The organism is Chitinophaga rupis (genome assembly GCF_900109685.1).
Taxonomy (GTDB): Bacteria; Bacteroidota; Bacteroidia; order Chitinophagales; family Chitinophagaceae; genus Chitinophaga; species Chitinophaga rupis.
This window is the reverse complement of record NZ_FOBB01000001.1, coordinates 485165-508508: the sequence shown is the minus strand read 5'-3', so window position 1 is coordinate 508508 and position 23344 is coordinate 485165. Positions and strand designations below refer to the sequence as shown.

The 23344-nt window shown below is 46.9% G+C and carries 20 protein-coding genes; 11 read left to right on the top strand and 9 right to left on the bottom strand.

Annotation, left to right across the window (positions count from 1 at the left end; translation table 11 throughout):
* The first annotated feature begins 58 nt into the window (after positions 1 to 58).
* The 6 genes from mreC to BMZ54_RS01940 all read left to right on the top strand — a co-directional run bounded on the left by mreC (position 59) and on the right by BMZ54_RS01940 (position 5523).
* Positions 59 to 961, top strand: coding sequence for a rod shape-determining protein MreC (gene mreC / locus BMZ54_RS01965; protein WP_089906464.1), 903 nt, complete (start codon positions 59 to 61; stop codon positions 959 to 961).
* Positions 958 to 1467: a hypothetical protein gene (locus BMZ54_RS01960; protein ID WP_089906463.1), complete on the top strand. Its 510-nt coding sequence runs from the start codon at positions 958 to 960 to the stop codon at positions 1465 to 1467. Before mreC ends, BMZ54_RS01960 begins: the two co-directional genes overlap by 4 nt.
* Before the next feature lie 125 nt (positions 1468 to 1592).
* Entirely contained in the window at positions 1593 to 3548 is a 1956-nt protein-coding gene (gene mrdA, locus BMZ54_RS01955) for a penicillin-binding protein 2 (protein ID WP_089906462.1), read from the top strand.
* A 5-nt stretch (positions 3549 to 3553) separates the two neighbouring features.
* Positions 3554 to 4840, top strand: coding sequence for a rod shape-determining protein RodA (gene rodA / locus BMZ54_RS01950; RefSeq protein ID WP_089906461.1), 1287 nt, complete (start codon positions 3554 to 3556; stop codon positions 4838 to 4840).
* Between the two features lie 57 nt (positions 4841 to 4897).
* Complete coding sequence (locus BMZ54_RS01945) at positions 4898 to 5116, top strand: hypothetical protein (protein WP_089906460.1); 219 nt, start codon at positions 4898 to 4900, stop codon at positions 5114 to 5116.
* Positions 5113 to 5523 carry a putative toxin-antitoxin system toxin component, PIN family gene (locus tag BMZ54_RS01940; RefSeq protein WP_202909115.1) on the top strand — a complete coding sequence of 137 codons (411 nt, stop codon included), beginning with the start codon at positions 5113 to 5115 and terminating at the stop codon, positions 5521 to 5523. Before BMZ54_RS01945 ends, BMZ54_RS01940 begins: the two co-directional genes overlap by 4 nt.
* A 132-nt stretch (positions 5524 to 5655) precedes the next feature.
* On the opposite strand, the gene BMZ54_RS01935 is transcribed toward BMZ54_RS01940, so the two are convergent.
* From BMZ54_RS01935 to BMZ54_RS01895, 9 genes are all read right to left on the bottom strand, one after another.
* Positions 5656 to 6402 (bottom strand): MBL fold metallo-hydrolase, encoded by a 747-nt coding sequence (locus tag BMZ54_RS01935; protein ID WP_238386458.1) that lies wholly within the window; start codon positions 6400 to 6402, stop codon positions 5656 to 5658.
* A gap of 161 nt (positions 6403 to 6563) precedes the next feature.
* Positions 6564 to 7040: a hypothetical protein gene (locus BMZ54_RS01930; protein WP_162277449.1), complete on the bottom strand. Its 477-nt coding sequence runs from the start codon at positions 7038 to 7040 to the stop codon at positions 6564 to 6566.
* Between the two features lie 24 nt (positions 7041 to 7064).
* On the bottom strand, positions 7065 to 7700 hold the full coding sequence (locus BMZ54_RS01925) for a hypothetical protein (protein ID WP_089906458.1): 636 nt from the start codon (positions 7698 to 7700) through the stop codon (positions 7065 to 7067).
* 103 nt (positions 7701 to 7803) lie between these two features.
* Positions 7804 to 8355: an RNA polymerase sigma factor gene (locus BMZ54_RS01920; RefSeq protein WP_089906457.1), complete on the bottom strand. Its 552-nt coding sequence runs from the start codon at positions 8353 to 8355 to the stop codon at positions 7804 to 7806.
* A 207-nt stretch (positions 8356 to 8562) separates the two neighbouring features.
* Positions 8563 to 9525, bottom strand: a complete 963-nt coding sequence (locus tag BMZ54_RS01915) for a transketolase family protein (protein ID WP_089908228.1) — start codon at positions 9523 to 9525, stop codon at positions 8563 to 8565.
* A gap of 126 nt (positions 9526 to 9651) precedes the next feature.
* The gene (gene galE / locus BMZ54_RS01910) at positions 9652 to 10680 is read right to left on the bottom strand and encodes a UDP-glucose 4-epimerase GalE (protein WP_089906456.1); all 1029 of its coding nucleotides are present in this window, start codon (positions 10678 to 10680) and stop codon (positions 9652 to 9654) included.
* A 191-nt stretch (positions 10681 to 10871) separates the two neighbouring features.
* Positions 10872 to 11741, bottom strand: a complete 870-nt coding sequence (rfbA, locus tag BMZ54_RS01905) for a glucose-1-phosphate thymidylyltransferase RfbA (RefSeq protein WP_089906455.1) — start codon at positions 11739 to 11741, stop codon at positions 10872 to 10874.
* Positions 11742 to 11992: 251 nt separating this feature from the next.
* Positions 11993 to 13000, bottom strand: coding sequence for an inorganic phosphate transporter (locus BMZ54_RS01900; RefSeq protein WP_089906454.1), 1008 nt, complete (start codon positions 12998 to 13000; stop codon positions 11993 to 11995).
* 38 nt (positions 13001 to 13038) lie between these two features.
* Positions 13039 to 13689, bottom strand: a complete 651-nt coding sequence (locus tag BMZ54_RS01895; RefSeq protein ID WP_089906453.1) for a DUF47 domain-containing protein — start codon at positions 13687 to 13689, stop codon at positions 13039 to 13041.
* A 149-nt stretch (positions 13690 to 13838) separates the two neighbouring features.
* Between BMZ54_RS01895 and BMZ54_RS01890 the strand changes: the two genes are divergently transcribed.
* From BMZ54_RS01890 to BMZ54_RS01870, 5 genes are all read left to right on the top strand, one after another.
* Positions 13839 to 14666 (top strand): UDP-2,3-diacylglucosamine diphosphatase, encoded by an 828-nt coding sequence (locus tag BMZ54_RS01890; RefSeq protein WP_089906452.1) that lies wholly within the window; start codon positions 13839 to 13841, stop codon positions 14664 to 14666.
* 178 nt (positions 14667 to 14844) lie between these two features.
* Positions 14845 to 15243 (top strand): hypothetical protein, encoded by a 399-nt coding sequence (locus tag BMZ54_RS01885; protein WP_089906451.1) that lies wholly within the window; start codon positions 14845 to 14847, stop codon positions 15241 to 15243.
* Between the two features lie 145 nt (positions 15244 to 15388).
* Positions 15389 to 18187: a TonB-dependent receptor gene (locus BMZ54_RS01880; protein WP_089906450.1), complete on the top strand. Its 2799-nt coding sequence runs from the start codon at positions 15389 to 15391 to the stop codon at positions 18185 to 18187.
* 43 nt (positions 18188 to 18230) lie between these two features.
* Positions 18231 to 19658, top strand: a complete 1428-nt coding sequence (locus BMZ54_RS01875; RefSeq protein ID WP_202909114.1) for a hypothetical protein — start codon at positions 18231 to 18233, stop codon at positions 19656 to 19658.
* A 447-nt stretch (positions 19659 to 20105) separates the two neighbouring features.
* Positions 20106 to 23342, top strand: coding sequence for a TonB-dependent receptor (locus tag BMZ54_RS01870; RefSeq protein ID WP_202909113.1), 3237 nt, complete (start codon positions 20106 to 20108; stop codon positions 23340 to 23342).
* Positions 23343 to 23344 lie beyond the last annotated feature (2 nt).

Here is a 23344-nt window from a genome sequence, read left to right as displayed (position 1 = left end):
CACGTTTCACATTATACCTTTCGCTCAAAAATGGACCGAATCTGGAAAACTTTATACGGTGCGTAATCTGATCATTTTCTTAAGGCGTTACTTCAACTTCTTTTTATTTCTGCTGCTGGAAGTGATTTGTATTGTGCTGGTATTCCGGAATAATAACTTTCAGAAAACCGCCTACCTCAACTCTGCCAACAATGTAAGCGGTAAGCTGTACGACCGCTACAATAACGTACAATACTACTTTCATTTAAAAGCCACCAACGATAGCCTGGTGTCGGAGAATGCACGCCTGCATAACCTGCTGCGCTCCAGCTTTGACAGCATGCTTACCAGCAACACCGTGGTAACGGATACCATTCGCCTTTACAGTGATGATACCCTGCACCGCGTAGTAGGTACACAATTGCGCCGGTATTTATACCGCGAGGCAAAGGTGATCAACAACTCCGTGAACCGGCCGGTGAACTACATTACCATTCACCGTGGCCGCCTGCAGGGCATACGGCCTAACATGGGCGTTATAAGCCCTACGGGTGTAGTAGGTATGGTGCGCAGCGTAAGTGATAACTATGCAGTGGTATTGTCTATGCTGGCTAAAAGCTCCGGCTCTGCCACCAGCAACTTTGGTGTAAGCGCCCGCCTTATTAAAGGCAAGGAAACCGGTACCGTGTACTGGGATGGCGCCAACCCCGGCTATGCCATTTTGCGGGATATACCCCGGAGCGTAAAGGTGCAAAAGGGCGATACAGTTATTACCAGCGGCTTCTCTTCCCTGTTCCCGGAAAATATACCTGTTGGTTATATTGATGAGATCTCCGTATCTGACAAGTCCAGCACCGCTTTTAGCATCCGTATTAAACTGGCCACCAACTTTTACAACCTGCAATACGTGTACGTGATCGATAACCTGTTGAAGGACGAGCAACAACAATTGGAAGATTCAATCTACAGCCTGACAAAATGAGTATCCTGTTACGAAATATCATCCGCTTTGTGCTGTTACTGTTGTTACAGGTATTTGTGCTGAACAAGATCCTGGTACACCAGCTGGTAAGCCTGGAAATGTACATGTTGTTTATTCTGCTGCTGCCCTTTAACATTCCCCGCCCGGCCGTTATGCTGCTGGGATTGCTCATGGGCCTTAGCCTGGACATGTTCATGAACACCATGGGCATACACGCTTTTGCCTGTGTGTTTATGGCATACCTGCGCCCGTTTATCATTAACATACTTTCTCCTCAGGGTGGCTTTGAAACCAATATGAAAACCCCCTCCATGATCAGTATGGGCGTATCGCAGTTCGTGACCTATATATCCATACTGGTGGTGCTGCATCACATGGCGCTGTTTACCCTGGAGGTGTTTGGCTTTGGCAACTTTGGATACCTGCTGATGAAGATCGTGTTTTCCAGTATCGCCAGCCTGATATTGATTGTCTTGTATGAATTGCTTTTCTTTTCTAAAAAATAATTACGGATTACGCAGTTGTTAAAAAGGAGATAAAATTTAAGATCACTTGTCCATCATTCGTAATTCGTAGTTAAATAATCCGTAATTTATTACCAATTTTGTTGTGTACTTCACGCTTTAGTTAGATGTCCGTTTATAATCAGCCCAGGAGAAGAGTTATACAGTTGATCATACTTGGAATGGTGCTGCTCATCGTTTCCAGGTTATTCTTTTTGCAGGTAGTGGAAAAGAAATATTCCAAGCTTGCGGATGCCAACGCAGTACTGCGCAAAGTGGTGTACCCCAGCAGGGGCATTATCTTTGACCGGCAAGGCCGCAGCGTACTGCGTAATGATGTAATGTATGACCTGGTGGTAACCCCTGCCAGCGTTAAAAAAATTGATACCGCCTACCTTTGCCAGATACTGCAGATAGATAATGCAGAATTCAAGAAACGTATTGTAAATGCGATCGTAAAGAACGGGCGCGTACGCCAGTCCGTATTTGCACCGTTATTGCCCCCGGAAATATTTGGCCGCCTGCAGGAAAGCATGTACCTGTTCCAGCCCGGCTTTGAGCTGGTGCAACGGCAGATCCGCTCTTACCCTTACGCTGCCGCGGCTAACATACTGGGCTATATTGGTGAAATTTCCCCGCAGCTGCTGGCCAAACAAGCCTACAGCGCTTACCAGATGGGCGACTACCTGGGTATGACCGGCCTGGAAAAAAATTATGAAAGTGTGCTGATGGGCCAGCGTGGCATTCAATACCTTGTAAAAGATAACCTGAACCGCCCGCAGGGTGCATATGAAAAAGGTGAGTTTGATACAGCGGCTATTGCCGGGAAAAACCTGCGCCTGTCGCTGGATATAGACCTGCAGGTATTAGGTGAAAGGCTGATGCGTAATAAAATAGGCAGCGTAGTGGCCATTGACCCGCAAACCGGCGGCATACTGGCCATGGTAAGCAGCCCTACTTTTGATCCGAACCTGCTTACCGGTTCTTACCGCGCCCGCAACTTCAGCAAACTTTTTGTAGATACTACCAAACCTTTATTTAACCGCGCCATACAGGGTACCTATCCTCCGGGATCGTCCATGAAACCTTTAACTGCGCTGGTAGCGCTGGATGAAGGTATCATTACCCCCAGCTTCGGTTATCCCTGCCACGGCGCCTACACAGCCTGCGGCCGTTCTATTGCCTGCGAGCACAGTGAGGCCGGCCATGCCGCCAACCTGCGCCTGGCTATTTCCCACTCCTGCAACTCGTACTTTGTGAACCTGTACCGCCTGGAGGTAGACAGCCGTAAATGGGGCAGCGTGAAAAAAGGCCACCAGCGCTGGTATGATTACATGACCTCTTTTGGTCTGGGCCACCGTCTGGGTATTGATATACCGGGTGAATACCCCGGTTATGCCATTGATACCATTGGTATGAACAAACGTTACAACGGCCAGTGGAACTCCTGCTCTGAGCTGTATGTGGGTATGGGACAGGGCGCAGTAGCCGTAACGCCCATGCAAATGGCCAATGCCATGTGTATTATTGCCAACCACGGGTATTACTACCTGCCCCACTTTGTGCAAAGCATAGATAATGATGATACTGATCTGCTGAAAAAATATAAAGAAAAACATACCGTGGCACGTGTAACCGACACGGTATACCGTTCTGTAATATTAGGTATGGAGGATGTAGTGGAAAGCGGCACCGGGCGCAACTCCCAGATAGAAGGAGTGATTGTTTGCGGTAAAACCGGTACAGCCCAGAACAATGCTATTGTGAACGGAGAGCTGAAGAAAATGAAGAACCACGCGTTCTTTGTGGCCTTTGCCCCCCGCGATAATCCTAAGATAGCCATTGCCGTTATAGTGGAGAACTCCGGTTACGGGGGCACTTACGCGGCGCCTATTGCCGGTATGATGATGGAAAAGTACCTGCATGATACCATTTCCATTAAGAAGAAGCCAATGATGAAAACCATGCTGGAGTATGTTACGATAGACCCGGTACTGAAAGCAAAGTCTAAACTGGATTCATTGAACGGCGCTACTGCTAACCTTACAAGCGATCAGATTCTTTCTAACTATTTCCGTAACTAGATCATATGCGCGACCGGCAGATAAAGCTTACACAAGGGATTGACTGGCCCATTATGGGATTGTACCTGGCGCTGGTAGTAATAGGACTGATGTCCATATTTGCTGCGGAATACCGGGAAGGGGATAATGTGTGGTATAACGTGATGCATCAAAGCACCAACTATGCACGCCAGCTGTTATGGTTTGGTGTTTCGCTGGTGCTGGCTACTGTTATATGGTTAACGGATAGTAAGTTCTTTACGGCCACGGCCAATATATTATATGCCTTTGGCCTGCTGCTGCTCTTACTGGTGCTGGCCATAGGTACCGATGTAAAGGGTTCGCACTCCTGGCTGGTGATCGGCGGTTTCCGCTTTCAGCCGGCAGAGTTTACGAAGCTGTGTACCAACCTGGCGCTGGCTAAATACCTTTCCTCACTGGAAACGGATTTTAATAAGCTGCGCTCCCGCCTGATAGCAGCTTCCTTTGCACTGATACCGGCTGTTATCATCATTTTCCAGGATGAAACAGGTTTGGCGCTGGTATATTTCTCGTTTTTCCTGGTAATGTACCGGGAAGGGCTGCCCGGCGCTTTGCTGGTGATCGCCTTCTCGGGGATCATATTGGTGCTGAGCGCCCTGCTGGTGGACAAGAATATCCTCTTTATTATTTTCTCCGTGCTTGCTGCACTGGTGATCTATTTTAACCGGCGTGAAATAAAACGCAGCCGTGGCCGGCTGGTGCTGATACTGGGCATCTGGGCTTTCTGCTCGTTATTTGTAATGTTTATAGTACCCTTTGCATTTACCAAGGTGCTGAAAGATTACCAGGTACGCCGTATTGAAGTAATGCTGGGTAAGGAAAATGATCCCAAGGCTACCTATAATACCCGCCAAAGTATGATTGCCATTGGCTCCGGCGGGTTCTTTGGCAAAGGTTACCTGAAAGGCACACAAACCCGTTTTGACTTTGTGCCGGAACAAAGTACCGACTTCATTTTCTGTACCATAGGGGAAGATTTTGGTTTCATGGGCAGCCTGATATTCCTGGGCATTTTTGTAGCCCTGCTGCTGCGGATCATTTTCATAGCAGAACGACAGCGATCGACCTTCAGCCGCGTATATGCGTATGGGGTAGCCAGCGTTATCTTCTTTCACCTGGCTATTAATATAGCCATGACCATTGGTTTGGCGCCGGTAATTGGTATTCCGCTACCACTGGTGAGCTACGGCGGCTCCTCGCTGATGACATTTACCATGATGATATTTATTATGCTGCGTTTGGATGCGGACCGGCAGATGGTGCTGCGGTAGGCACACCATGGCTTACTTCAAAAAAAATCGTAATTTAGGATAGAAATTTTGAGGTATATGAGTGCTGCATTAAATGAAACGCAATTAGAGATCCTGAAACTGTTCAGGTATAATCAAAGCGAGGAGGACCTTAAAGAAATTAAGTCCCTGTTACTGGCTTTTTTGGCTGATAAAGTAACCCGGGAAGCAGATAAGGCCTTTGAAGAAAAGGGATATGGCGTAGCGGTTTTTGAGAAATGGAAAACAGAGCATTTTAGAAAAAGCACACAGGGGTGAGGGCCGTACTGGACTGCAATATCCTGGTGATGTGCCTTACATCAAGATCACCTTATCACATAGTATATAAGGCTTTAATAGCGGGTAAGTTTGACCTCATCATAACAGAAGATATACTTTTTGAATACGCCGAGATCATTCAGCAAAAATACGGTTTGTCTACCGCTGCAGCTTTCCTCTCCTTATTGACAGAGCTTCCCAATGTACACTCCCAGTTTGTATATTATAAATGGAACCTCATAGAGGCTGACCCTGATGATAATAAATATGTAGATAGCGCCATTGCCGGCCAGGCGGAGTACCTGGTAACAGAAGACAAACATTTTGCCGCGCTGAAACAGATCACCTTTCCCCAGGTTAATACACTATCTATAAACGATTTTGTAAAAATGCTGCAGGAATTATAAGTAGGCAGTTGGCAGTTAGCAGTCATAAGGCAAGTTATAAAAGTAAAAGACCTGTTACATTCTTATGTGTGTAACAGGTCTTTTCTTTAAGTATTTCTCGCTGACTGCCAACTGCCCACTGGCAACTGCCAACTAAAATTTCCCATAGGGAAATTTCGTATCATGATAATACAGGAAGTTCCAGCCTTCGGCGGTGCCGCGTTCCAGGAACTGCTGGCGCAGCTCCATACTGCGTTTGCCATCATAATCGTACTTGGCAATAAAGCGGCTTTTCATTTGAGAGATCTGCGGCGCCACATCCCCGCCAAAGAATACTTTATCTTCCCCATCATCAATTAAAAATACCTGGTGATATGGGCAGTGCCCGCCGGTAAGCTCATAATGAATGTAATCATCTATGACGCCATTACCATCAATAAACACCACGTTATCCCGCTGCTGCAGCAGGGCTACATCTTCTGCGTGATAGCTTTTGCCATCCTGCTCAATGGCATAGGCCATTTCCTGCTTATTTACATAATAGGTAGCCTGCGGAAAGGTTAAGCTGCGTTGGTGTGTAACCGGGTCCAGGGTAGATACGCCGCCGGAATGGTCCTTATGTAAATGGCTCATGAGCACTTTAGTGACCTCCATTGGGTTTACGCCATGATCAATTAAGTGCTGGTGCAGCTGCAGCACCCCATCTGCATTGCGGAACCCAAGGCCGGTGTCCAGTAAAATATAGTCGCGGTCAGTAATTACGAGAAAAGGTTGGATCTCTACAAGCAGCGAGCCGTGATTACGTTGCTGCATAGTGTCTTTGCCTGCATCAAAGGGAATGAACTTTTTAGTAGCGTCTACCGTGAAAGAGCCTTCCGATAAAGGAATTATACGTGCCATCACGTAAAATTACAAAGTTATAAGGTAAGAATATGTACTGTAAATTCATTACGGGCTTCCTTATCAGCTGTAGTTATGTATAGAAATGAAAATGTGCAAATGAAATGCAATTATCCGCATTAATCATTTGCACATCTGCACATTTATAATTTGCACATTAATTACGGCCTTACCCTCCGCAAATTCCTGTCTGCTCCCCGCTCTTTTAACTGGCGGAACAGCTGCGTGCGGAACTCACGCTCTGCTTTGAACACAGAGCTGGCTTTGCGGGGCGGCAGCGCTTTCAGGAATTCCTGTTTATAGCGGGTACGCACATCCACCATGCGTTGTTCAATATCCATTTCCTTGTCCAGGGCCTGGAGGGCGGCATCGTCATTGGTGCGGTCCTGCTGCTTATTACGCCGGCGTTCGGCTATCAGCAATTCTACTTCGTGTGTATAATTGTTATAGATAGGCCAGAATTTTTCGGCTTCGGCCGGGGTAAGCTCCAGTTGTTTGGAAAGATAGCCGATCTCCGCCGCCCTGATCTTGTCTTTCAGGGAGGCGTTATCGCCGGGTTCCGGTTGCTGCGCGCTGGCCCGGATAACCAGGCAACACATCACAGCCATTAAAAATCCTAGTATGTTAAAATGTTTCATGAATTAATTCGCTAATGTTTGCACTTAGTTTTGCCAGCCGGAGCTCTCCAGGTACTTCTGAATGGCTTCAGAGGGCAGGCTACTAAGATCGGTTGACATGCTGGGCAGCTCATCGGCTACCTCCTCGGTGGATACGTTTGAAAATATGGCCTCCTTATCAAAAGCATCCGTATGTGTTTGCAGGTAATCCACTATTTCCTGGTCGGGAATGCCGGCCAGCTGGGCTTCCAGGCTGCTGGTATTGTGAGAGGTGCCTTTGAACATGAATAAAACACCCGTTAAAATGGCTGCAACAGAAGCCGCAGCTATCCAGGCCATATAGCGCCTGCGGGTATTGCGTATGGGCACCACTTTAGCCGGTACGGCCTGCTTTTCAGCAGCAATGGCAGCCATTACCCGCTCAGGCAGCTCCTCAAAGTAACCGGAAGGTACGTTTTGAGGCTTGGGCCGGGGCGCGGCAGCCAGCAGGGATGACAGGGCGGCCAGCTCTTCCTGCACCGGCTCCGGGTCTGCATTTGCCGCCCGTATGCGTTGCATGATCTGCTCCGGCAGGGCATTAAAATAACCTTCCGGCGCCGTAAAAGGCGCATCAGCAGGTAAGTTCAGACCGGGAACGATCTCCACCAGTTCATCCGCAATATCTTTTCCCTTTTTATTCATAATACTTGGTTAGACAATGAGCAAAGACAATAGTTTAATGGGTCCGTGCGTTATAATCTTTAATGTCTGGTTGATAAGGGCTTACGCCTGGTTATAGTGATCTTTATCCGTTCTTAATAAACTCCTCGATCTTTTTTACAGCATGATGATAAGAGGCCTTTAGCGCGCCTTCGGATGTTTCCAATACCCGGCTCATTTCTTCATAAGGCATTTCATCATAATACCGGAGGTTAAATACTACCCGTTGTTTTTCCGGCAGGCTTAATATAGCGCGTTGCAGCTTCCACTCCAGCTTATTAGCATCAAACTGACTGTCGGCACGCAGCTTATTACTCAGGCCAGTTTCTACGTCGGATAAAGATACCGAGGATTTTCTTTTCTGCTGTTCCAGGAAAGTAAGGCTTTCATTGGTGGCTATCTTATATAACCAGGTAAAAAGCTGCGCATCTTCCCGGAACCCTTCCAGGTTTTTCCAAACCTTAATGAACACGTTCTGCAATACATCATTAGCATCCTCATGATCTACTACCAACCGGCGGATGTGCCAGTACAACCGTTCCTGGTACTTACGGATAATATCCGTAAAACCTTTTTCCCGGGTTTCCGGCTGCCGGTATAACGCTAAAAGTGCTTTATCATCCTGTGTAACGGCCATGTTAGGTTAAATGGGAGGTGCTGATGCGTAAACCGGCGCATGCATGCATACACAGCACACCCCTACATTTACACATGATATTGCTCACGCTTGTTCTATAAAGTTTAGTAATGGAATGAAATTAAATAAAAAATCCATCTATGAGATGGATTTTTTATGCAAAAGTTTAATCTGATATGCAAATATGCAGCTGTGCGCGCAGGCACATTATTTCGTCTTCCGGCTAATGGCTTTTTCTGCAGCAGCCACAATGTGGTTAGCATCCAGGCCGTACTTTTTTAGCAGGTCCAGGGGCTTGCCGCTTTCGCCAAAGGTATCATTGGTGCCTACATATTCAATGGGCACGGGCAGGTGGCGGGCCGCTACCTGTGCAATGCTGTCGCCAAGGCCACCCAGCACGTTATGCTCTTCAGCAGTAACTGCGCAGCGGGTTTTGGTCAGGGAGCGCAGTACGGCTTCCTCATCCAGTGGCTTAATGGTATGTATATTAATGATCTCAACGCTATAGCCTTTTTCTTCCAGGATCTTACCGGCTTCCACGGCTATCCACACCAGGTGGCCGCAGGCAAACAGGGTAATATCATTGCCCTCGTTCAGCACCTGGGCTTTACCGATCTCAAATTTTTGATTTTCCGGTGTAAAGTTGGGCCATTTGGGGCGGCCAAAACGCAGGTATACCGGGCCTTCATAATCAGCAATAGCTATGGTGGCTGCTTTGGTCTGGTTAAAATCGCAGGGTACTATCACGGTCATACCGGGCAGCATGCGCATTAAGCCAATATCTTCCAGGATCTGGTGGGTAGCCCCATCTTCACCCAGGGTAAGACCAGCGTGGGATGCACAGATCTTTACGTTCTTGCCGGAATAGGCTACTGACTGGCGGATCTGGTCGTACACACGGCCGGTTGAAAAGTTAGCAAAGGTAGTGGTATACGGTATTTTACCGCCAATGGTCATGCCGGCGGCAATGCCTATCATGTTAGCTTCGGCAATACCACACTGTACGAAACGTTCAGGAAACTCCTTAATAAATGCATTCAGCTTCATGGAACCCAGCAGGTCGGCCGTAAGCGCTACCACATTGGGGTTCTTACGTGCTACTTCCAGGATGCCTTCTCCAAATCCGGCCCGGGTTTCTTTTTCATTTAAGGGTTGAATATCTTTTACCATATACCAGTTTTCAAAAGTTAGAACGTAAAAGTAATAATTATGTGCAAATATGCAGATGTACAAATGTGCAAATGCCCGGTTCCGGTTTTAAACCATCTCCACATCTGCATATCTATAAATTTTTAATTAGTTGCTGAGCACTTTATCCCGCAGGCTTACTTCCCACTGCCAGGCGGTACGCATCATGTCCTCGATCCCGATCTTGGGTTCCCAGCCCAGTCTGGACTTGGCCAGGCTATTGTTGGCATAAATGGCTATTACATCACCGGGGCGGCGGGGGCCCAGCTCATAGTTCAGCTTTACACCGGAGATCTTTTCAAAGGCATTAATAGCTTCCAGCACGGTTACGCCGTTGCCGGTACCCAGGTTAAAGGTTTCCAGGTTAGCCTTATTCTTTTTATCCAGCAGGTACTGCAGGGCGCGGGTATGTGCATTGGCAATATCCATTACATGAATGTAATCGCGGATGCAGGAACCATCGCGGGTATCGTAGTCATGGCCGAATACGATCATCTTGGGGCGTTTTCCTATAGCCGTTTGCGTGATCATTGGCACCAGGTTATCCGGTTTACCCAAAGGCAGCTCGCCTATCAGGGCAGAAGGATGCGCACCTACCGGGTTAAAGTACCGCAGTATAATGGATTGCGTATCATTTACCTTGTTATAGTCCTGGATGATCTGCTCACCTATTTGTTTGGTGCGGGCGTAGGGAGATTGCGCTTCACCCAGCGGGGTTTCCTCTACCACCGGCAGCGCAGTGGCGTTGCCATACACTGAGCAGGAGGAGGAGAATACAAAGTTGGGGATCTTAAATTCCTGGATGCATTTCAGGATGTTTACCAGGGAGGTAAGGTTATTATGAAAATACAGCAGCGGTTCTGCTACGGATTCCGGTACGGTTTTCAGCGCGGCAAAGTGGATCACGCCTACAATGTCCCGGTTCTCGTGAAAAACAGCATGGGTATCCTCCAGGTTGCAGAGGTCCACTTTGTAATTATGGATCTTTTTGCCGGTAATTTTTTCAATACCGTCCAGTAGTTGGGTAGTGCTGCGAATGTTACTGTCTACAGATACCACATCAAAGCCGTGATTGATCAGATCTACAATAGTGTGTGCACCAATGTAGCCACAACCACCGGTAACAAGAACCTTCATGATTTTAGATTTACGATTTTAGATTTACGATTTACAGGCCTATGATTTGATTGTCCCTATTTGTAATACCAAATTTAATAGTAACGCTATAATCGTAAACGTTATAATACTGCAACTTACGATTTATAGACCAATGATCCTGATTGCTGCTGCAAATCTAAGATCGCAGATCTGAAATTGTAAATGCCTGATCACACTTTCTGTTTCAATACATCTTCCAGGTACTGCCCGTAACCGCTTTTCAGCAGGGGCTTGGCCAGCTCCTGCAGCTGTTCCCGGGTAATAAAACCCTTGCGGTAGGCTATTTCCTCAATACAGGCTATTTTAATCCCCTGGCGCTGCTCAATCACCTGCACAAACTGGGAGGCCTGCATCAGGGAGTCAAAGGTGCCGGTATCCAGCCAGGCGGTGCCGCGTGGCAGTATGGATACTTTTAATTTGCCCCGGCGCAGGTATTCCCGGTTCACATCCGTGATCTCGTATTCACCGCGGGGGCTGGGTTCCAGGTCGCGGGCAATGTTCACCACCTCGTTATCATAAAAATATAAGCCCGGTACTGCGTAGCTGGATTTAGGCTGGGCGGGCTTTTCCTCAATAGACACTGCTTTCATCTGCGCATCAAACTCCACCACGCCGTAACGTTCCGGATCAGATACGTGGTAGGCGTATACAATACCGCCATCCGGGTCCACATTATTAGCCAGCTGGGTACCCAGGCCGGCGCCATAAAATATATTATCGCCCAGTACCAGGGCTACTTTATCATTGCCAATAAATTCCCGGCCAATTACAAAAGCCTGTGCCAGCCCGTTGGGAGTAGCCTGCTCCGCATACTGCAGGCGTAAGCCATACTGGCTGCCATCGCCAAACAGGCGTTTAAAGGCAGGCAGGTCATGCGGGGTAGAAATGATGAGGATATCCTGTATGCCGGCCAGCATGAGCGTGGATAGCGGGTAATAGATCATGGGCTTATCATAAATGGGCATGATCTGTTTGCTGATAGCATACGTGATAGGATGTAAGCGGGTACCCGAGCCACCGGCCAGAATAATACCTTTCATTTGCCTAAAGTTTTTAGATCAAAGTATGATGCCCTGTCTGCACATATACTGCACACGGGGTTTCATGCAATTGAACAGTTATTGGTTATGGGTAGCGTATAATCCGCTATTTCACAAAAATCTCACAAAAATAGGGGGTAGAAAGGAATTTTTAATAAGAAAAAGTTGGGGCCGTGGAGGGAAAGTACGCGTTTACCGCCTCAGGCGTACAAGATGCAGCCAATAAACCGGTAAACGCGTATGCTTCGCCGTTATTTAATGAAAAGATTTACTATAAAGTATACTACCGCTGCCACCAGGGCGCTGATAGGGATGGTCATGATCCAGGCCCACAGCAGGCTTACTGTTACCCCCCAACGTACTGCGGAAAGGCGTTTGGTGGCGCCCACCCCTATAATGGAGCCGGTAATGGTATGGGTGGTGCTCACCGGTATGCCCAGCGTTTCTGTGAGGTACAGGGTTATGGCGCCTGCTGTTTCTGCAGCTACGCCTTCCAGCGGGGTTACCTTGGTAATACGGGTACCCATGGTTTTAACGATCTTCCAGCCACCGCTCATGGTACCCAGGCCTATGGCTGTAAAACAGCACAGCGGCACCCAGTTGGGCACGTCCGTAATTTTATCAATGGAGCCGTGTGCCACCATGGCTGCGGCAATAATACCCATTACCTTCTGGGCATCGTTACCGCCGTGGCCTAAGCTCAGGGCCGCGGAGGACAGCAGCTGCAGGCGTTTGAACCAGTTCTCTGCCCGGAAAGGGTTGGCCCTTTTACAGATATTTACGATCAGGATGGTAATAAAAAAGGCCACCACCATACCAATAAAGGGCGCCAGCACTATAAAATAAATGGTGGGCATTACTTTGGCATAGTTGATCACGTCAAAAGAGCCGTGGGCATTGGCTACTGCAGCGCCAATAAATCCGCCTATAAGGGTATGGGAGGAGCTGGAAGGGATACCGTACCACCAGGTCATCAGGTTCCAGGCAATAGCGGCCAGCAGCCCGCAAAAGATCACTTTCAGGGTAATATATTGCTCAAAGATGGTTTTGGCGATGGTATTACCTACCCTGAACTCCCCGTAAATATATTTGGACATAAAAAAGGCGGCGAAGTTGAATACGGCCGCCCACAGTACTGCCTGGAAAGGCGTTAATACTTTGGTAGAAACTATAGTGGCAATAGAGTTGGCGGCATCATGAAAACCGTTAATGTAGTCAAACACGAACGCCAGTATAATGATAACGATCAGAAAGGTCATAGCTAAGAAATTACGTGAACATTCCCCCCGCCTGCGGATCAGGCGTACTTAATAATGATGGTTTCAATTACGTTGGCGCAATCTTCACATTTATCCGTAGCTATTTCCAGCGCCTGGTATATTTCACGCATTTTGATCAGCTCAGCCGCATTGGTCTCTGTATCAAACAGGTCGGCAATGGCCATGTCATAAATGTCATCTGCATGGTTTTCCAGGCTGTTGATCTTTACACAGGCATCGGTGATGTTCCGCATGTTCTTCATGTCGCGCAGCTCGTGAATAGCTTTGAACAGCTCTGCCACGCCCAGGCTTATCAGCTCTGCCAGCTTGCGGATGCTATCGTTCAGCTCATACACTTTGTACAGGTCAATCCTTTTAGCAGAACCGTGAATATAGTCTGCCACATCGTCCAGGGTGGCTGCCAGGTAGTGTATATCCTCCCGGTCAAAGGGGGTAATAAAATTCTGGCCCAGCTCAACAAATATCCGGTGGGTATAATCGTCATTTTTGTGTTCCAGCCGTTCGATCAGGTGCACTTTGTCCTTACGGATGCTCAGGTCGTTTGTGGTTACCAGCTCATTCAGCACTTCTCCCATTTCCACCAGGTTGGCTGCTACATCCTCGAACAATGAATAAAAAACCCGGTCTTTCGGCATAAAAAGTTTCACAAAAGAATTGAAGCCTCCCATATAGGTGATGTTTGAAATTTGCGGCAAAAATAGCTATCCGGTGCCAATACGTCCAAGAAAATGTTAGAATTAATGATTCCTTAATACTGGGTTAATATAAAAGTAATATAGCAAATTTTTCTTTGCACTAAGGAATTGACTTGATTTAAATGTCTGAAAAACGCCCATTAGATATAGTTGTGATCTCCGATGTACACCTCGGGATCTACGGCTGTCACGCAAAAGAGCTGGTACAATACCTGGATAGTATTGACCCGAAGATCCTGGTGCTGAACGGGGATATCATTGATATCTGGCAGTTCAGCAAGCGGTATTTTCCCAAGGCTCATACCAAGGTGATCCGCCGTATCCTCAAAATGATCGGTAAAGGTACGGATGTGTACTACCTGACCGGCAACCACGACGAAGCCCTGCGTAAATATGCTGGTTTTGAGCTGGGGAATTTTACCATAGACAACAAGCTGATCCTGGAAGTGGATGGAAAAGCCCACTGGTTCTTTCATGGCGACGTGTATGATGTAACCATGAAAAACTCTAAATGGCTGGCCAAATTAGGGGGGAAGGGGTATGATATCCTAATTATCCTGAACCGCCTGGTGAATAATGTGCTGGAACGCCTGGGCCGGGAAAAGCTGTCGTTCTCTAAAAAAGTGAAGCAAAGTGTGAAGCAGGCGGTGAGTTTTATCTCGGATTTTGAACAAATAGTGGCAGAGATCGCTATTGACAAAAAATTTGATGTGGTGTGCTGCGGGCACATCCACCAGCCTATTATAAAGGAAATGCAGCATAACGGTGGAACCGTTACCTACATGAACTCGGGCGACTGGGTAGAGAGCCTGACCTCACTGGAATACAGCAGCGGGGAATGGAAACTGTACCAGCACCCGGTTACTAAAACCAAGGTAGTGTTACCTGATGAAGATGATGACAGCCCGCTTCCCTGGGAAGTATCCAAAGTCATTAGCTTTAATCCCTGATACCTTATTTGCTATCCTTCCCATCTCCTACTGCACGCTTGAACACCCAATTGCATAAGTAATTGCTATCATGTTATTTACAATAACATAACAGCTGCTTAATATTTAATTAAAGGTAAGCCGTTAAGTTTGCCGGAATCACAATCCTATAGCCAGGATGCAGTAATACCATATTGAGATGAAAGTACTGAAGTTTCACCCTTTAATGACCATTTCCCTGCTGCAGTTGCAGTTCCAGCGGCTGCTAAGCTGTAATGTAACGGTGTATGTGCATAACTCCCTTGGCAATGCCTTTGATACCCTGAAGGAAGCCGGCTTTCCTGCCGACATGCTGGTGGAATACCCCATAGATGAAACCCTGAGTCTGCGTGAGTTTGAAGAGGAGCTGGAAGAAAAATTCAACTTCAGCCTGGAACTGTGCAATAAAAAAGATAACAAGCCCTTTACCAACAAAAGCCAGCACCTGTTCCAGATCATTGCGGCAGATGGGAGCCGGGAAGATGGCAACAGCGCCCTGGATATTTCGCTGGACCTGTGGCTGAATAACCGGCAGGCGCCCCCGGGTTTTTCCTGTTAATGAAACCTGTTCTATAAAATTCATGCATCCCCTATCCTTAATAATTTCTTAATAATTCTTTAACAACTTAACATTCTGGTAATACGGGCTTAACAATGCAGTAATAAGCCCGCAATAGTTTTGCGCTACATTCTATCAACACATAATGAAACGCGAACTAGTTCCAGCACAACTTTGGATATTCCTGTGCTTATTGGGTTTTGTACAAAATGTTTTTGCAGCAGATCCCGGTAAAATAGCAGGTAAAGTAACTGATAAGAAAACAGGTGAAGCCCTCATTGGGGTAACAGTAGTGATACAGGGCAGCGCAAAAGGCGCCGTTACAGATGTAGAAGGCCGTTATATAATAAGCGTGGATGCAGGTACCTACACGGTAGATTTCAAATACATGGGGTACCAGACCAAATCCATCAGCGAAGTAGCTGTAAAAGCCGGCGCACCCACTACTCTGGATGTAATTATGGACGAACCCTCCTCCAAAGCCTTACAGGAAGTAGTGGTAACCGCTTCTGCCCGCAAGGAATCTTTAAATGCATTATTAGCCTACCAGAAAAATACCAATACTGTAGCACAGGTAGTTTCTTCTGAAACCATCAAAAGATCGCCCGATAAAAATACCAGTGAAGTATTAAAAAGAGTATCCGGCGCATCTATACAGGAAGGAAAATTCCTGATCGTAAGAGGGCTGGCAGATCGGTACAACCAGGCTACGCTGAACGGCGCCCTGCTAAGCAGCACAGAGCCGGACCGCAAAACATTTTCCTTCGATATTTTCCCCTCCAATATAATAGACAACATTATTATTAATAAGGCAGCTATTCCCGAAATGCCCGGGGAGTTTGCCGGCGGCCTGGTACAGGTTAATACCAAAGATGTACCGGACGATAACTTTTTTACCGTAACCGTTGGCACTAACCTGAATAGCCAAACCACCGGGAAAGATTATTATAAATACAAAGGAGGCAACCTGGATTTCCTGGGTATTGATGACGGGGACCGGAAGCTGAACAGCAATTTCCCTCCCCTCGCTAATTACAACGGTTTAAGCCTGGATCAGAAGGGTGCCGCTGCCAAATTACTGTCTTCCAACTGGGGCGCTTCCAGCAGCAGCGCGCCTATAAACGGTAACCTGCAGGTAGCCGGCGGCTTTACTTCCAAAGGCAATACCAATAAAAAGCTGGGCGGCATTTTTGCCCTGAACTATAACAGAACCGGACGGTATGTAAAAGCAGAAAGAGCTTTATACCAGGTAGCAGACGGCCGTAAGTATTATGACTTTAACGATGATGTATATGTAGATAATGTTTTGGCAGGCGCACTGGCTAACCTTACTTTCCAAAGCGGCGTGAATAAGCTTAGCTGGAAAAACTCCTATAATATTACCAGCAGCGACCAGACCTTGCTGCGTACCGGCCAGCGCTTTGATGCAGATACTTTTGACGTACGCTCACAGGAATTATATTTTAAATCAAACCGGCTTTTAAATTCCCAGCTGATAGGTGATCACTTTTTCAAGCTTAGCAATATTAAAGTAAGGTGGAACGGGAACTTCTCGTACCTGGTACAAAATATACCTGACCTGAGAAGGCTGGTATACAATTCCACTGATGGGCCTAACGGTACTTATTTTGTAAAAGCAGGTGTAGGAGAAAACTCCGGCAGCCCCATTAATGCAGGCCGGTTTTATTCTAAACTGGATGAGAAGGTATACGGTGGCGGCCTGGATGTAGCCAAAAATTTTAAATGGTTAAACCAGCAGCAGCAAATTAAAGCAGGCGGCCTTTACCAGCGTAAGAACCGCACATTCACTTCCAGGGCAATTGCCTTAACTGCTTTGGAAAGCACTTATACCAATAACCCGGCATTATATCAATTGCCGGCAGATAAAATATTTGCACCGGAAAATTTAGGGGCTGACAAGTTCTTTTATTTTGATCCCACTGAACCAACGGATTCCTACACATCCTCTTCTAACCTGGGAGCAGGATACCTGCAGTTTGACAACCAGTTCGGTGAAAAATTGAGATTGGTTTGGGGCGTACGCGCAGAAATATTTTCACAGCAGCTGAAATCCGATAACAAAACCAGCTACGATCAAAGTAATACAGACATCTTACCATCTGTGAACATTACTTACCAGCTGAACCCAAAAACAAACCTGCGTTTAAGCGGCTCCCAAACTGTGGCCCGGCCTGAGTTCAGGGAAGTAGCCTCTTTCCGCTTCTTTGATAACGATAAAGTAGGGGTAGTATATGGTAACCCGGATCTTAAGCGCAGCAAGATCACGAATGCAGACTTGCGTTATGAATTGTACCCGGCTGCAGGTGAAGTGTTAACACTGGGTGTTTTCTATAAACACTTTGACCGGCCTATAGAATCTACATACACCGTTAACTCAGGTACGCCTACTTTCTCCTACGCCAATGCAAAAACTGCAAGAAGCCTGGGAGCGGAGCTGGAGTTCAGGAAAAAGCTGGATTTCTTTGGATCAGCGCTGTTAGAAAAGTTCACCCTGTTCTCCAACGTAGCGGTGATCAATAGTAAGGTACAGTATCCGAAAGATTATGTGGGTGAGCTGGAATCAAGACCCATGCAGGGACAATCGCCCTTTGTAATTAATGGCGGCCTGCAGTTTGAAAATGCAGCTTCCGGTACCAACGCCACCGTATTGTTTAATATGATCGGCCGCCGGGTGTACCAGGTAGGGAACGCAGATTTTCCCAGCATATGGGAAGCTCCCCGTCCTTTACTGGATTTCCAGGTGTCACAGCGCCTGTTCAAAAATGCAGAGATCAAATTCACTGTATCAGATATCATTAATAAGAAGGCCATCTTTTACCAGGACATGAACGAGAACAAGCATTACGATGAGGCGGGCGATTACAAAGCCTTCCAGTTCAGGTATGGCACCAACTACGGCTTATCATTTACCTATAGTTTTTAATCTAACACCAATTTTATAATTGCTTACACAAAAAAGAATGCACATGAAGAAATTTGCGTTACTTGCCTTTGCCGGCGCACTGGCTCTGGCATCCTGCAGCAGCGATGATGACAACAATCCTAACCCGCCCGCTGGTGGTGGCGACAACCCGGATACCTTAAAAACTTCCGTTACTACCAGCATTACTTTAAAAGCCGATAAAGTACACTACCTGAATGGTGTGGTATTTGTAAAGAACAATGCTACCCTTACCATTGAACCCGGTACTATTATCAAAGGTATTAAAGGTACCAAAGCTACCCTGATCGTTACCAAAGGCGCCAAATTAATGGCTGCCGGTACTACCGATAAGCCCATCGTATTTACTTCCAACCAGGCTGCCAACGCAAGAGCACATGGTGACTGGGGTGGTATTGTACTGGTAGGTAAAGCTAAAGTAAATACTACCTGGAATGGTGTAGCCGGCCGCCGCGTGGTGGAAGGTTTTAGCGCTGCCGACCGTGATTCTTATAAAGATGATATCATAGGTGGTGGCGATGATGACAGCGATAACTCAGGTACACTGAAATATGTTCGTATTGAATATGGTGGTATTCCGTTATCAACAGAAGCTAACTCAGAACTGAACGGTCTTACTTTTGTAGCTGTTGGTTCAGGTACTACTATAGATCATATACAGGTAAGCTATTCCGGTGATGACTCTTACGAGTGGTTTGGCGGTACTGTAAATGCCAAATACCTGGTAGCTTTCAGCGGTGTGGATGATGATTTTGATACAGACAATGGTTTCAGAGGTAAAGTACAGTTTGGCGTTAGTATCCGTAACAAAGACCTGTCTGACGTTACAAACGCTTCCGGTGCATCCAATGGTTTTGAGTCTGATAACGAAGAAAATCCGCCGGCAACTCCCAGCAGTCCTAATACTGCCCCGGTATTTTCCAATATGACCATCCTGGGTCCTGGTGTTATAGGTGATGGTACTTTACCTGCCGGCCATGTATTTAAAAGAGGTGCGCACATCCGCCGCGCCAGCCAGCTGTCATTGTACAACTCTGTGATCGCAGGTTTCCCTACCGGTTTACTGCTGGATGGCGATCAAACCATCAACGCCAGTGTTGCCGGTACACAGGCTGTTAAAAATACTTTCATCGGTATGGCATCTTCCAAGAAGCTGGACAGAGTTGTAACAACAGTTACCTTTGATGTAACTGCCTGGTTCACTACCGCTGCCTTTGCAAATGATATTAGCCTGAACACAGCTGCAGATCTGAAATTAACTAACCTGACCAGCTTAACAGCGATCGATCCCAAGCCCCAGGCCGGATCTCCGCTGCTGAACAAAGCTGCTTTTGCGGATGCTAAAGTAGCAGATGCATTCTTTACAAAAGTTACTTATGTAGGTGCTTTTGCAGAAGGCGATACCTGGTTAGCTACCTGGACAAACTTTAACCCGAACGCTACCGCATATTAATAGCGTTCCGGTAATAAATGAGTTTGTTTATTTAATTAAGCGTAAGCGTAGATTTTCATAAACTGTTCAAGTACCGTCCTGCTTTTTAGCGGGACGGTTTTTTTTATAGTGATAAGAAAGGTGGCGCCGTACAGGGGCCATCTTTTTTTACATCAACACTAAACTTAATATTCCCGTAACAATCCCATAACACTGCTTATTTACTTTCGGAGAATATGCGAACTGAACGGGGTTAACCTCCGCAGGGGATGCTCATTCCTTAACCTTAAACCTTGATAATATAAGATTCTATCAGCCTTAAACCCGTAAAAACAGTACATATCACATCATAATTGATCTGTAATGCTCTGGAGATCATAGTTGCGCCTGCGAGTTAACATTAATTTAATATTCCGTTAACATACGCATAATGTGGCAAGGGTACGTTTGCGTCAAAATTCAAAAGACGTGAACAGGATTCTCTACGCATTTTTATTACTGGCCGGTTTTACGCTTACCACTACCGGTTTGTACGCACAAGTCACCACTTCCCAGATCACAGGGAAGGTAACCAATGCCAAAGGTGAAAACCTGCCCGGTGTTACGGTTGTAGCCGTAAATACCAGCACCGGCGCTAAAGCCGGGGCACAGACCAATGCCGATGGCCGCTACATTTTACCTAACCTGAATCCCGGTGGGCCTTATACCATCAGCGTATCTTTTATAGGTTATAAAAAAGACGAACGGGGCGATATTAACCTGGGCCTTGGTGCCAGCAACTTTAACTTTAAGCTGGAAGAAGAGTCTACTGCTTTAACTGAAGTAGTGGTAGTAGGCAACACCGGCCCCAAAAGCGGCCGTATAGGACAGGAGCAACTGAAAACCTTGCCCAGTCTTAGCCGTAGCTTACAGGATTTTACCCGCGTTACACCGCAAAGCAATAACAACTCTTTCCTGGGTACCAATTTCCGTTATAACAACGTAACGCTGGATGGCGCTATCAATAATGATGCTATTGGTTTTAGCCCTTCCCTGGGCGGGCAAACCAACAGCTCCGGTCAGCCGGGCAGCAGCACCCGTACCAACCCGGTATCACTGGATGCTATCCAGGATATACAGGTATACCTGGCGCCGTATGATGTGAAGATCGGTAACTTCTTAGGCGGTAGTATTAACGCCGTTACCCGCAGCGGTACCAATGAGTTCCATGGCTCCGTGTACGGTTATGGCCGTGGCGCTTTTATGATCGGTAAGAACAATGCCGGTGATGGTTCCAAACTGCCGTCTGATTTTCACGATTACCAGACCGGTGTTCGTGTAGGCTTTCCCATTATAAAAGATAAGCTGTTCTTCTTCAGCAATGCGGAAATTACCCGCCGCCGCGATCCTGTGATCCTGGCTGCCGGCTCCGCAGACATGCCTCTGATAAGCGTAGCGCAGGCAGAACAGATCTCCCAGCACATGCAGTCGTTAGGTATTGATGCCGGTACATATGGTAATACCAGCATTTACTCCAACTCCAACAAGTTCTTTAACCGTTTAGACTGGCATATCAGCGACAAGCACCAGCTGTCTATCCGTAACAATACCATTACCTCACAGGCCACTAACCTGGAGCGCGATCAGCAGAACTTCCGTTTCGGTGGTATTGACTACAAACAGGTGAACAACCAGACTTCTACGGTAGCCGAGCTGAAAAGCCAGTTTTCCAATACCATCTCCAACAATTTAATTGTTGGCTATTCCAGCATTCATGATTACCGCGATCCGGTTTCTGATCCTGCTGTACCGCAGATCCAGATAAAATCAGGCGCCGGCACCATTTTCCTGGGTACAGACCGTGAGGCCAGCATCTTTAATATGAAGCAGAAAACCTTTGAGTTTACCGATAACGTAACCATCTTCAAAGGCAACCACAACATTACCCTTGGTACGCACAATGAGCTCTATAATATTACCTACGGTTTTGTGAACTCCTGGAATGGCCGTGTGGATTATAATTCCGTAGACGCTTTCCTGGCTGATGAGCCTTCCCGTGTACGCGGCAACTTTAATTATACCAACAATACCCGCGACTATATAATGGCTAACCCGCCGGCAGAATTTAAAGTACAGCTGTATAGCCTGTATGCACAGGATGAAATTCAGCTGGGCGACCATTTCAAATTAACGCCTGGTATCCGCCTGGATTATACCTACCTGCCCAACATGCAGCCACTGAGTGATAAAACCACCGGCTCACCGGTAGATCCTAATTTTGGCACTACTTATTCTTACACCTTACCCAAGGACATTAAGAATGATTACCTGAATAATGTACAGATCTCTCCGCGTTTAGGTTTCAACTATGATATTAAAGGCGACCAGAGTATTGTACTGCGCGGTGGTACCGGCTTATTCACCGGCCGTATTCCGTTTGCCTGGTTAGGTTATGCCTATTACAACAATGGTGTAACTTATGGTGCATATGATACCAAGTTTGGTTATACAAGTCCTACAGACCGTCCTGTAGCGGGTTCCAACCCTGTTTCTACTTCTCCTAACGGTATAGCGCAATTTGTAACTGCACAGGGTAAAGATGTGCATGATGCAAAAGGCGCCACCCAGGTGGATCTGATAGACAACAACTTTAAAATGCCGCAGATGTGGAGAAGCAGCCTGGCGCTGGATTACAACACTCCTGACCAATGGCGTTTCACCGTAGAAGGTATCTATACCAAAACCATTCATGACCTGCGTTTCCAGCAGGTGAACCTGGTAGATAATCCTATCTATTACGAAGCATATGATAAACAGCACCAGCAGCCTATTTTCAGTGGTAGTAAAATAAACCCGCTGTATACCAATGCCTACCAGCTGTCTAACACAGACCAGGGTTACCGTTACAGCATTACCGGCCAGGTGAACAAACGTTTTGGTTTTGGTTTGAATGTAATGGCAGCCTATACGTACGGCCAGTCTAAAGACATTACCAATGGTATCCGTAACTCCATGGAATCTAACTGGCAGCTGAACCAGGCGCTGAATCCCAACAACCCGCAGCTGGCCTATTCTAACTTTGATATCCGCCACCGCATAGTAGCTACGGCTAACTACCGCCTGGACTGGAATAAGAAAGGCAAGTTCATTTCCAGCTTTGCCCTGTTCTTCAATACCTCTTCCGGTGTACCGTTCTCTTATGGCTTCCTGAATACTACTATACAGGGCACACCGCAGCAGGTTAGCCTGGCATACATACCCAACAAGGGTGAAACGGCTAACTTCTTTGTTGATAAACCCGGTGGCGCTACTGCCGTACAACAGGCTGCAGCCTTTGATGCCTACATTGATGGCAATAAATACCTGAGCAGCCGCCGTGGCCAGTTCACTGAACGTAATGGCGGCCGCACTCCCTGGAACACGCAGGCCGACTTCCGCTTTACACAGGACTTTAACCTGAAAGCCGGTAACCGTACCCACACTATCACACTTACTTATGATATTGTGAACCTGACCAACCTGCTGAACAAAAACTGGGGTATCCAGTACTTTTCACCCAACACGTTTAACTCTACTGCCAGTGTAGGTTTAACATCAGTTGCCAAACCGGCCAATGCAGCTACCGATTATCCTAAATACACCTGGTCTGATCCGGGAGCGCCTTACTCCAAGGACTTCTTCGCATCACGCCACCAGATGCAGTTAGGCTTGAGATATAGTTTCTAAGT

Excerpts from the sequence above, each read along its gene's own strand:
- BMZ54_RS01925 (WP_089906458.1), bottom strand. The coding sequence starts at position 7,700 with ATGAATAAAAAGGGAAAAGATATTGCGGATGAACTGGTGGAGATCGTT.
- galE (WP_089906456.1), bottom strand. The coding sequence starts at position 10,680 with ATGAAGGTTCTTGTTACCGGTGGTTGTGGCTACATTGGTGCACACACT.
- BMZ54_RS01895 (WP_089906453.1), bottom strand. The coding sequence starts at position 13,689 with ATGGGAGGCTTCAATTCTTTTGTGAAACTTTTTATGCCGAAAGACCGG.
- mrdA (WP_089906462.1), top strand. The coding sequence starts at position 1,593 with ATGTCCGTTTATAATCAGCCCAGGAGAAGAGTTATACAGTTGATCATA.
- BMZ54_RS01875 (WP_202909114.1), top strand. The coding sequence starts at position 18,231 with ATGAAGAAATTTGCGTTACTTGCCTTTGCCGGCGCACTGGCTCTGGCA.
- BMZ54_RS01960 (WP_089906463.1), top strand. The coding sequence starts at position 958 with ATGAGTATCCTGTTACGAAATATCATCCGCTTTGTGCTGTTACTGTTG.
- BMZ54_RS01935 (WP_238386458.1), bottom strand. The coding sequence starts at position 6,402 with ATGGCACGTATAATTCCTTTATCGGAAGGCTCTTTCACGGTAGACGCT.
- BMZ54_RS01920 (WP_089906457.1), bottom strand. The coding sequence starts at position 8,355 with ATGGCCGTTACACAGGATGATAAAGCACTTTTAGCGTTATACCGGCAG.
- BMZ54_RS01880 (WP_089906450.1), top strand. The coding sequence starts at position 15,389 with ATGAAACGCGAACTAGTTCCAGCACAACTTTGGATATTCCTGTGCTTA.
- BMZ54_RS01900 (WP_089906454.1), bottom strand. The coding sequence starts at position 13,000 with ATGACCTTTCTGATCGTTATCATTATACTGGCGTTCGTGTTTGACTAC.
- BMZ54_RS01890 (WP_089906452.1), top strand. The coding sequence starts at position 13,839 with ATGTCTGAAAAACGCCCATTAGATATAGTTGTGATCTCCGATGTACAC.
- BMZ54_RS01885 (WP_089906451.1), top strand. The coding sequence starts at position 14,845 with ATGAAAGTACTGAAGTTTCACCCTTTAATGACCATTTCCCTGCTGCAG.
- BMZ54_RS01945 (WP_089906460.1), top strand. The coding sequence starts at position 4,898 with ATGAGTGCTGCATTAAATGAAACGCAATTAGAGATCCTGAAACTGTTC.
- rfbA (WP_089906455.1), bottom strand. The coding sequence starts at position 11,741 with ATGAAAGGTATTATTCTGGCCGGTGGCTCGGGTACCCGCTTACATCCT.
- rodA (WP_089906461.1), top strand. The coding sequence starts at position 3,554 with ATGCGCGACCGGCAGATAAAGCTTACACAAGGGATTGACTGGCCCATT.
- BMZ54_RS01915 (WP_089908228.1), bottom strand. The coding sequence starts at position 9,525 with ATGGTAAAAGATATTCAACCCTTAAATGAAAAAGAAACCCGGGCCGGA.
- BMZ54_RS01930 (WP_162277449.1), bottom strand. The coding sequence starts at position 7,040 with ATGAAACATTTTAACATACTAGGATTTTTAATGGCTGTGATGTGTTGC.